10 protein-coding genes are annotated in these 10,411 nt (G+C 56.1%); all 10 read left to right on the top strand.

Features of this window, described 5'->3' with window-relative positions:
* The first annotated feature begins 81 nt into the window (after positions 1-81).
* The 10 genes from yidC to ACIQU2_RS28615 all read left to right on the top strand — a co-directional run bounded on the left by yidC (position 82) and on the right by ACIQU2_RS28615 (position 10,360).
* The gene (gene yidC, locus ACIQU2_RS28660) at positions 82-1,767 is read left to right on the top strand and encodes a membrane protein insertase YidC (RefSeq protein ID WP_403145913.1); all 1,686 of its coding nucleotides are present in this window, start codon (positions 82-84) and stop codon (positions 1,765-1,767) included.
* A gap of 79 nt (positions 1,768-1,846) precedes the next feature.
* Entirely contained in the window at positions 1,847-3,217 is a 1,371-nt protein-coding gene (gene mnmE, locus ACIQU2_RS28655; protein WP_403145907.1) for a tRNA uridine-5-carboxymethylaminomethyl(34) synthesis GTPase MnmE, read from the top strand.
* A gap of 551 nt (positions 3,218-3,768) precedes the next feature.
* Positions 3,769-5,661, top strand: coding sequence for a tRNA uridine-5-carboxymethylaminomethyl(34) synthesis enzyme MnmG (gene mnmG / locus ACIQU2_RS28650; protein WP_403145904.1), 1,893 nt, complete (start codon positions 3,769-3,771; stop codon positions 5,659-5,661).
* A complete protein-coding gene (gene rsmG, locus ACIQU2_RS28645; RefSeq protein WP_403145901.1) occupies positions 5,658-6,302 on the top strand; it encodes a 16S rRNA (guanine(527)-N(7))-methyltransferase RsmG in 645 nt (214 codons plus the stop codon). The genes mnmG and rsmG overlap by 4 nt, the downstream gene beginning before the upstream one ends.
* Before the next feature lie 18 nt (positions 6,303-6,320).
* Positions 6,321-7,118 carry a ParA family protein gene (locus ACIQU2_RS28640; RefSeq protein ID WP_008155709.1) on the top strand — a complete coding sequence of 266 codons (798 nt, stop codon included), beginning with the start codon at positions 6,321-6,323 and terminating at the stop codon, positions 7,116-7,118.
* Between the two features lie 9 nt (positions 7,119-7,127).
* Positions 7,128-8,000 (top strand): ParB/RepB/Spo0J family partition protein, encoded by an 873-nt coding sequence (locus tag ACIQU2_RS28635; RefSeq protein ID WP_008027541.1) that lies wholly within the window; start codon positions 7,128-7,130, stop codon positions 7,998-8,000.
* A 148-nt stretch (positions 8,001-8,148) separates the two neighbouring features.
* A complete protein-coding gene (locus tag ACIQU2_RS28630; protein ID WP_007948092.1) occupies positions 8,149-8,556 on the top strand; it encodes a F0F1 ATP synthase subunit I in 408 nt (135 codons plus the stop codon).
* A gap of 16 nt (positions 8,557-8,572) precedes the next feature.
* Positions 8,573-9,442 (top strand): F0F1 ATP synthase subunit A, encoded by an 870-nt coding sequence (gene atpB / locus ACIQU2_RS28625; RefSeq protein WP_347803508.1) that lies wholly within the window; start codon positions 8,573-8,575, stop codon positions 9,440-9,442.
* A 133-nt stretch (positions 9,443-9,575) separates the two neighbouring features.
* Positions 9,576-9,833 (top strand): F0F1 ATP synthase subunit C, encoded by a 258-nt coding sequence (gene atpE / locus ACIQU2_RS28620; protein ID WP_002555987.1) that lies wholly within the window; start codon positions 9,576-9,578, stop codon positions 9,831-9,833.
* Between the two features lie 56 nt (positions 9,834-9,889).
* On the top strand, positions 9,890-10,360 hold the full coding sequence (locus ACIQU2_RS28615; protein WP_008027535.1) for a F0F1 ATP synthase subunit B: 471 nt from the start codon (positions 9,890-9,892) through the stop codon (positions 10,358-10,360).
* Positions 10,361-10,411: the final 51 nt, after the last annotated feature.

Here is a 10,411-nt window from a genome sequence, read left to right as displayed (position 1 = left end):
CTGTCTTCCGTGGAAGCCCGGTGGTTAGGTCCCGGTTCCATCTATCCCGACATCCCGTTCTTCTTCGATGGCCGAGTAATCATGGATATCAAACGCACGATCCTGATCGTCGCCCTGGCAATCGTGTCCTACGTTATGGTTCTTAAATGGAACCAGGACTATGGCCAGGCTGCCCTGCCGACTCAGAATGTTGCTTCCAGTACTACCGCACCGGGCCTACCGGATACGGCGACTGGCAATAATGCTTCTGTCAGTGACGACATTCCACGCGCCGCAAGCGATACCAGTGCAACTGCCCCTGCTGAAACACCAGTAGCTGCAAGCAAAGACCTCATCCAGATCAAAACGGATGTGCTCAACCTGGCAATCGATCCACAAGGTGGCGATGTTGCCCAGTTGACGCTGCCGCTGTATCCACGTCGCCAGGACCATCCGGAAATTCCATTCCAGTTGTTCGATAACGGCAACGAGCGGACTTATCTGGCTCAAAGCGGTTTGATCGGCACCAACGGTCCGGACGCCAGTCCTGCCGGTCGTCCGGTTTACTCCTCGGAGAAGAAGATTTACCAACTGGCTGACGGTCAGGACCAATTGGTCGCAGACCTGAAGTTCAGCAAGGACGGCGTCAACTACATCAAGCGTTTCACCCTGAAACGTGGGCTGTATGACGTAACCGTTTCCTACCTGATCGACAACCAGAGCGCACAGCCCTGGTCCGGTGCGATGTTCGCGCAACTGAAGCGTGACGCCAGCGGCGATCCTTCCTCAACCACCGCCACCGGTACCGCGACTTACCTGGGCGCTGCCCTGTGGACAAGTAACGAGCCGTACAAGAAAGTGTCCATGAAGGACATGGACAAGGCGCAGTTGAAGGAAACGGTCAGTGGTGGTTGGGTTGCCTGGTTGCAACACTACTTCGTCACCGCATGGATTCCGGCCAAGGGCGAAAACAACGTCGTCCAGACCCGTAAAGACAGCAAGGGCAACTACATCATCGGTTATACCGGCCCGGCAATGAGCGTTGCGCCAGGTGCAAAAGCCGAAACCAGCGCCGTTCTGTACGCTGGTCCGAAAAGCCAGGCCGTGCTGAAAGAGTTGTCCCCAGGTCTGGAACTGACCGTCGATTACGGCATTCTTTGGTTCATCGCCCAACCAATCTTCTGGTTGCTGGGACACATCCACGCGATCGTCGGTAACTGGGGCTGGTCGATCATCTTCCTGACCATGCTGATCAAAGGGATTTTCTTCCCGCTGTCGGCTGCCAGCTACAAATCCATGGCGCGCATGCGTGCAGTGGCACCGAAACTGGCCGCGCTGAAAGAGCAACATGGCGACGACCGGCAGAAAATGTCGCAAGCCATGATGGAGCTGTACAAGAAAGAGAAGATCAATCCGCTGGGTGGTTGCTTGCCAATCCTCGTGCAGATGCCGGTTTTCCTTTCGCTGTACTGGGTTCTGCTGGAAAGCGTTGAAATGCGCCAAGCGCCGTTCATGCTGTGGATTACTGACCTGTCGATCAAGGATCCGTTCTTCATTCTGCCGATCATCATGGGTGTAACCATGTTCATCCAGCAGCAATTGAACCCGACGCCTCCGGATCCGATGCAGGCCAAGGTGATGAAGCTGATGCCTATCATCTTCACCTTCTTCTTCCTGTGGTTCCCGGCTGGTCTGGTTCTGTACTGGGTAGTGAACAACGTTTTGTCGATCGCCCAACAGTGGTACATCACTCGTAAAGTCGAAGCGGCTACTAAAGCAGCTGCCTGATTTACACTGTGAATAACCACTCAAAACGCCCCCTAGTGGGGCGTTTTGCTATCTGTCACTTTTGTCTGGATACCGGTTTATGAGCGTTCCTCGTGAAACCATCGCAGCCGTCGCCACCGCTCAAGGTCGCGGTGGTGTTGGCATCGTCCGTATTTCCGGGCCGCTGGCGAGTGTTGCGGCCAAGGCCTTCAGCGGTCGTGAACTCAAGCCGCGATTCGCCCACTACGGCCCGTTTCTCAGTGAAAACGATGAGGTGCTGGATCAAGGCATTGCCCTGTATTTTCCCGGCCCGAACTCATTCACCGGTGAAGATGTGCTGGAACTCCAGGGCCATGGCGGTCCGATAGTTCTGGATATGCTGCTCAAGCGTTGCCTGGAACTGGGCTGTCGGTTGGCCCGGCCGGGTGAATTCAGCGAGCGCGCGTTCCTCAATGACAAACTCGACCTGGCTCAGGCCGAGGCCATCGCTGACTTGATCGAAGCGAGTTCTGCACAGGCTGCACGAAATGCCCTGCGTTCCTTGCAGGGCGCATTCTCCGAGCGTGTGCATAACCTCACCGAGCAATTGATTGGCCTGCGCATCTATGTCGAAGCGGCGATCGACTTCCCTGAAGAAGAAATCGACTTCCTCGCCGATGGTCACGTACTGAGCATGCTCGACAAAGTGCGTGACGAGTTATCCACCGTACTACGGGAAGCCGGGCAGGGTGCCTTGCTGCGTGACGGGATGACCGTGGTGATCGCCGGCCGGCCGAATGCCGGTAAATCCAGCCTGTTGAATGCACTGGCCGGTCGTGAAGCCGCGATCGTCACCGAGATTGCCGGCACCACCCGGGACATTCTTCGTGAACATATCCACATCGATGGTATGCCGCTGCACGTGGTCGACACCGCAGGTCTGCGAGATACCGAAGACCAGGTGGAAAAAATCGGCGTCGAACGGGCGTTGAAAGCGATCGGCGAGGCTGATCGCGTGCTGTTGGTGGTCGATGCTACTGCTCCTGAGGCACTTGATCCGTTCGCGTTATGGCCAGAATTCCTGGAAATCCGTCCCGATCCGGCGAAAGTCACGCTGATCCGAAACAAGGCTGACCTCACTGGCGAAGCCATTGCCCTGGAAGTCAGCGAGGATGGCCACGTCACCATTAGCCTGAGCGCCAAATCTGCAGGTGAAGGACTGGAATTGCTGCGCGACCACCTCAAGGCCTGCATGGGCTACGAACAGACCTCGGAGAGCAGCTTCAGCGCTCGCAGACGTCATCTTGACGCGTTGCGTCATGCCAGTGCTTCCCTCGAGCATGGCCGTGCGCAGTTGACCTTGGCCGGAGCCGGTGAACTGTTGGCTGAAGATTTGCGCCAGGCTCAGCACTGTTTGGGTGAAATCACCGGTGCATTCAGCTCCGATGACCTGCTGGGACGGATCTTTTCCAGCTTCTGTATCGGTAAATAGCCCTCCCCGTTATCCACAGACAGGCCATTCGCGCCTGTCTGTTCCCTCCTATTCTTGAATTCTTTTCCAGTGCTGAGCAGATTCTTTCTGCTTGAGCGGATTTCCCGTGCCCTGGATTTGCTTATTCAGCAGTTTTCTGTGGATTAAGCCCTGTGAATAACTGCCTCTAAGGGCAGTTGATAACAGGGCCTCAAAACTGAAGATAACTGCCCCTGTGGATAAGCACCTCTTTCATCCACAGGCTTAAACCGGTTATCCAAGGGCCTCCTTGCCACATGACCACAGGGTTTTGAATCTCTGTACATATTGAATATAAAGGCCTGTAGAGATCTATCCACAGAAATGTGCCTCAGTAGAAATAAACATAAAAACAAAGATTTAATAAATTTCTCTCTTTTTAATTTCTATAACCGCGACTTCTCCACAGCTGGTTAAATTTTGTGCAAAGGGTTCTTTAGGAAGGGCGAAGTCCCTATACTTGCCGACCAGGTCCAAAAACCTGAGATCAACCTATTCCGGATTACCTAACTGAAGCAGGCACGAGGTGCGTGGTGGATTTCCCTTCCCGTTTTGAAGTGATCGTCATCGGCGGCGGTCATGCCGGTACCGAGGCAGCACTGGCCTCAGCACGTATGGGTGCAAAAACCCTGTTGCTGACGCATAACGTGGAAACCCTCGGTGCCATGAGTTGCAACCCCGCTATCGGTGGGATCGGCAAAAGCCATCTGGTCAAGGAAATCGATGCCCTCGGCGGCGCGATGGCCATGGCTACCGATAAAGGCGGTATTCAATTTCGCGTATTGAACAGCCGCAAAGGCCCGGCCGTGCGTGCAACCCGCGCTCAGGCTGATCGGGTTCTGTACAAGGCCGCTGTCCGCGAAATCCTAGAAAACCAGCCGAACCTGTGGATATTTCAACAGGCTGCTGACGACCTGATCGTCGAGCAGGAACAAGTGCGCGGTGTTGTCACCCAAATGGGCCTGCGTTTCTTCGCGGATTCCGTGGTGTTGACTACTGGCACCTTCCTCGGTGGACTTATCCACATCGGAATGCAGAATTTTTCCGGTGGCCGTGCCGGTGATCCGCCATCGATCGCCCTGGCTCACCGTTTACGCGAATTGCCACTGCGCGTTGGTCGCCTGAAAACCGGCACTCCACCGCGTATTGACGGTCGTTCTGTGGATTTCTCGGTGATGACCGAGCAAGCCGGCGATACACCGATCCCGGTGATGTCATTCATGGGTTCCAAAGAGCAGCACCCGAAACAGGTCAGCTGCTGGATTACCCACACCAACGCCCGCACCCACGAAATCATTGCCGCCAACCTTGATCGTTCGCCGATGTATTCCGGTGTGATCGAAGGTATCGGCCCGCGTTACTGCCCGTCGATCGAAGACAAGATCCATCGCTTTGCCGACAAGGAAAGCCATCAGGTCTTCATCGAACCGGAAGGCCTGACGACCAACGAGCTGTACCCGAACGGGATATCCACATCCCTGCCGTTCGACGTGCAACTGCAGATCGTGCAATCGATCCGCGGCATGGAAAACGCGCACATCGTTCGTCCGGGTTACGCCATCGAGTACGACTACTTCGACCCGCGTGACCTGAAGTACAACCTGGAAACCAAAGTCATTGGCGGTCTGTTCTTCGCCGGGCAAATCAACGGCACCACCGGTTACGAAGAAGCCGGCGCCCAGGGTTTGCTGGCCGGGGCCAACGCCGCACTGCGTGCTCAGGGCAAAGATGCCTGGTGCCCGCGTCGCGACGAGGCATACATCGGAGTGTTGGTCGACGACCTGATTACTCTGGGTACCCAGGAACCGTATCGGATGTTCACGTCCCGTGCCGAATACCGTCTGATCCTGCGCGAAGACAACGCCGACCTGCGCTTGACCGAAAAAGGTCGCGAACTGGGACTGGTGGACGACGCACGTTGGGCTGCGTTCTGCACCAAACGCGAAAGCATCACGCTGGAAGAGCAACGCCTGAAAAGTACCTGGGTTCGCCCGGGCACCGAGCAAGGTGATGCGATTTCCGAGAAATTCGGCACGCCGCTGACCCACGAATACAACTTGCTCAACCTGCTGAGCCGCCCGGAAATCGACTACGCTGGTCTGATCGCCGTGACCGGTGGCGGTGCAGAAGATCCTCAAGTCGCCGAGCAGGTCGAAATCAAGACCAAATACGCCGGTTACATCGATCGTCAGCAGGATGAAATCGCACGGCTGCGGGCCAGCGAAGACACAAAACTGCCTGTGGATATCGATTACACGAATATTTCCGGTCTCTCCAAAGAGATCCAGAGCAAGCTCGGTGCGACCCGTCCAGAGACCTTGGGCCAGGCGTCGCGTATCCCGGGTGTGACGCCGGCAGCGATTTCGCTGTTGATGATTCATTTGAAAAAACGCGGCGCGGGCCGTCAGTTGGAGCAAAGCGCTTGAGTTCGTTGGTCACCTCGCAACACGCAGAAGAGTTATCCACAGGTGCTCGCCAGCTCGGTGTCACGCTGACAGAAACCCAGCATGCCCAGCTGCTGGGGTATCTGGCCCTGTTGATAAAATGGAACAAGGCTTACAACCTGACTGCCGTACGCGATCCGGATGAAATGGTTTCCCGTCACTTGCTCGATAGTTTGAGCGTGATGTCGTTCGTCGAAAACGGCCGCTGGCTGGACGTTGGCAGCGGTGGTGGCATGCCGGGTATTCCGTTGGCCATCCTGTTTCCAGAGTCCCAAGTGACTTGCCTGGACAGCAACGGCAAGAAAACCCGCTTCCTGACCCAGGTCAAACTCGAACTCAAACTGGATAACCTGCAAGTTATCCACAGTCGCGTCGAAGCTTTTCAGCCTGATCAGCCATTCGACGGGATCATCTCCCGGGCGTTCAGCAGCATGGAGAATTTCAGCAACTGGACTCGCCACCTCGGTGACACCGAAACACGTTGGCTGGCAATGAAGGGCGTTCATCCCGCCGATGAGCTGGTAGCATTGCCGGCAGACTTCCACCTCGATAGCGAACACGCCCTGGCCGTACCCGGTTGCCAAGGCCAACGCCATCTGCTGATACTGCGCCGCACGGCATGATTGGGAACACAAGCAAGAATGGCTAAGGTATTCGCGATAGCGAACCAAAAGGGTGGTGTGGGCAAGACCACCACCTGTATCAACCTCGCAGCTTCCCTGGTCGCTACCAAGCGTCGGGTGCTGTTGATCGATCTCGATCCACAGGGCAACGCCACCATGGGTAGCGGTGTGGATAAACACGGCCTGGAAAACTCGGTCTACGACCTGCTGATCGGCGAATGCGATCTGGCCCAGGCCATGCACTATTCCGAACACGGTGGTTACCAACTGCTGCCGGCCAACCGCGACCTGACCGCGGCGGAAGTGGTTCTGCTGGAAATGCAGATGAAGGAAAGCCGCCTGCGCAGCGCGTTGGCGCCGATCCGTGAAAACTACGATTACATTTTGATCGACTGTCCGCCGTCGTTGTCGATGCTCACGCTTAACGCGCTGGTTGCGGCTGACGGGGTGATTATCCCCATGCAGTGCGAGTACTTCGCGCTCGAAGGCTTGAGCGACCTTGTGGATAACATCAAGCGCATCGCTGAGTTGTTGAACCCGAACCTGAAAGTCGAAGGCCTGTTGCGGACCATGTATGACCCGCGCCTGAGCCTGATGAACGATGTTTCGGCGCAGCTCAAGGAACACTTCGGCGAGCAGCTCTACGACACGGTGATTCCGCGCAACATCCGCCTGGCCGAAGCACCAAGCTATGGCATGCCGGCGCTGGCGTACGACAAATCATCGCGGGGTGCCATTGCCTATCTGGCATTGGCGGGCGAGATGGTTCGTCGTCAACGCAAAAACTCACGCACTGCCGCTGCTCAGGCAACTTAAGGAATCCCCATGGCCGTCAAGAAACGAGGTCTCGGACGTGGACTGGATGCACTGCTGAGTGGTCCGACTGTCAGCTCGCTGGAAGAACAAGCGGTGCAGGCAGATCAGCGTGAGCTGCAGCACCTGCCCCTCGACCTGATCCAGCGCGGCAAGTACCAGCCGCGTCGGGACATGGACCCACAGGCGCTGGAAGAGCTGGCGCAGTCGATCAAGGCTCAGGGCGTGATGCAGCCGATCGTGGTTCGGCCGATCGGCAGCGGCCGATTCGAAATCATCGCCGGCGAACGCCGTTGGCGCGCCAGTCAGCAGGCTGGTCAGGAAACCATCCCGGCAATGGTTCGCGATGTACCGGATGAAACCGCGATCGCCATGGCGCTGATCGAGAACATCCAGCGCGAAGACCTCAATCCGATCGAAGAAGCGGTGGCTTTGCAGCGTTTGCAGCAGGAATTCCAGCTGACGCAGCAACAAGTGGCCGAAGCGGTGGGCAAATCCCGCGTGACCGTGGCCAACCTGCTACGCTTGATCGCGTTGCCGGAAGTCATCAAAACCATGCTGTCCCACGGCGACCTGGAAATGGGTCATGCACGTGCTTTGCTCGGTTTACCGGAAAATCAACAGGTTGAAGGGGCGCGACACGTTGTCGCACGGGGGCTGACTGTACGCCAGACTGAAGCACTGGTTCGCCAGTGGTTGAGTGGTAAACAGGAACCTGCTGAACCGGTAAAGCCGGACCCGGATATTGCTCGACTCGAACAGCGTCTGGCTGAGCGCCTAGGCTCTGCGGTGCAGATCCGCCACGGTAAAAAGGGGAAGGGGCAGTTGGTGATCGGTTACAACTCCCTCGATGAGCTTCAAGGTGTGCTTGCACACATTCGTTGAAACATTTCCTCATGTAGCGTGCAGTCGGAAATCACTACCTGACAGTTGAATAGGGGCAGAACCGCCCCTATACTCTGCGCGCATTTTGTCGGCACAAATTATGCCAAGTTATTGAATTCTGGCAGCCGATCATTGGGGAGCAAAAACGATGGAGAGCCGCACGCCAAACCGCTTGCCGTTCCATCGCCTGGCAGTTTTTCCAGTCTTACTGGCTCAATTTGTCGTTTTGGTACTGGCCGCTTTGGCGCTCTGGTACTGGCATGGAGTCGTAGCCGGGTACTCAGGACTCTGCGGAGGCCTGATAGCCTTGCTACCCAATGTTTATTTCGCTCACAGGGCATTTCGGTTTTCCGGCGCCCGAGCAGCTCAAGCCATCGTCCGGTCTTTTTATGCCGGCGAGGCGGGCAAACTAATTTTGACGGCAGTGCTCTTTGCATTGACGTTTGCAGGTGTGAAGCCATTGGCGCCGCTAGCTGTATTCGGCGTCTTCGTGTTGACCCAACTGGTCAGCTGGTTCGCGCCCCTGCTGATGAGAACAAGACTTTCGAGACCTTAGGGCGTTTGAGGCAACCATGGCAGAGACAACCGCTTCGGGCTATATCCAGCACCACTTGCAGAACCTGACCTTCGGTCAGCACCCAACTGGCGGGTGGGGTTTTGCCCACACCGCAGCAGAAGCCAAAGAAATGGGCTTCTGGGCTTTCCACGTCGATACTCTCGGCTGGTCGGTCGCGTTGGGTCTGATCTTCGTTCTTCTTTTCCGCATGGCGGCAAAGAAGGCGACTTCCGGTCAGCCTGGTGCTTTGCAGAACTTCGTTGAAGTATTGGTCGAATTCGTCGATGGCAGCGTGAAAGACAGCTTCCATGGCCGTAGCCCGGTGATTGCACCGCTGGCACTGACTATCTTCGTCTGGGTCTTCCTGATGAACGCCGTCGACCTGATCCCGGTCGACTGGATTCCTCAGCTGGCCATCTTGATCACTGGCGATTCGCACATTCCGTTCCGTGCTGTATCGACCACTGACCCGAACGCTACCCTGGGCATGGCCCTGTCGGTGTTCGCGTTGATCATTTTCTACAGCATCAAGGTCAAGGGCATCGGCGGCTTCATCGGCGAACTGACCCTGCACCCGTTCGGCAGCAAGAACATCTTTCTTCAAGCCCTGCTGATCCCGGTGAACTTCCTGCTGGAGTTCGTGACACTGATCGCCAAGCCAATCTCCTTGGCACTGCGTCTGTTCGGCAACATGTACGCCGGCGAACTGGTCTTCATTCTGATCGCTGTGATGTTCGGCAGTGGTCTGCTCTGGCTTAGCGGCCTGGGCGTAGTTCTGCAGTGGGCGTGGGCTGTGTTCCACATCCTGATCATCACCCTGCAGGCGTTTATCTTCATGATGCTGACCATCGTTTACCTGTCGATGGCGCACGAAGAGAACCATTAAGACCAGTCTCGACTAGTCTGATGTCCCACTCGGTCAAACGAGTGGGTGCCCGAACAGGGCTATGAAACGATTTGTTTTACCGCTTTAAAATCTAAAAAACCTAAACCATACGACGTAAAAGTCGGGAGGAAAGATGGAAACTGTAGTTGGTCTAACCGCTATCGCTGTTGCACTGTTGATCGGCCTGGGCGCACTGGGTACCGCAATTGGTTTCGGCCTGTTGGGTGGCAAGTTCCTGGAAGGCGCAGCGCGTCAGCCAGAGATGGTTCCAATGCTGCAAGTCAAAATGTTCATCGTTGCCGGTCTGCTCGACGCCGTAACCATGATCGGTGTTGGTATCGCTCTGTTCTTCACCTTCGCGAACCCATTCGTTGGTCAACTCGCTGGCTAATTACTCGAACCTTCGAGTAATTGGTGTGATGTGCAACGAACGAGCGAGGTGTTGGCGTGAACATTAATGCAACCCTGATTGGCCAGTCCGTTGCGTTCTTCATTTTTGTACTGTTTTGCATGAAGTTCGTGTGGCCTCCGGTCATCGCGGCTTTGCACGAACGTCAGAAGAAGATCGCGGATGGACTGGACGCTGCCGCCCGAGCAGCTCGCGACCTGGAGTTGGCCCAAGATAAAGCGGGTCAACAACTGCGCGAAGCAAAAGCTCAGGCAGCCGAAATCATTGAGCAAGCCAAGAAACGCGGTAACCAGATCGTCGAAGAGGCTGTTGAAAAAGCCCGTATCGACGCTGACCGTGTGAAGGTTCAGGCTCAGGCCGAGATCGAGCAGGAACTGAACAGTGTCAAAGACGCGCTGCGTGCCCAATTGGGTGCTCTGGCCGTTGGCGGCGCCGAGAAGATCCTGGGTGCCACAATCGATCAAAACGCGCACGCGGAGCTGGTAAACAAACTGGCTGCTGAAATTTAAGCGAGGGCGATCATGGCAGAATTGACCTCGTTGGCCCGACCTTACTCTTAT

Source organism: Pseudomonas sp. NPDC098740 (genome assembly GCF_044760065.1).
Lineage (GTDB): Bacteria > Pseudomonadota > Gammaproteobacteria > Pseudomonadales > Pseudomonadaceae > Aquipseudomonas > Aquipseudomonas rossensis.
The sequence above is the reverse complement of the archived record's forward strand: the minus strand, read 5'-3'. Positions and strand labels throughout refer to the sequence as shown.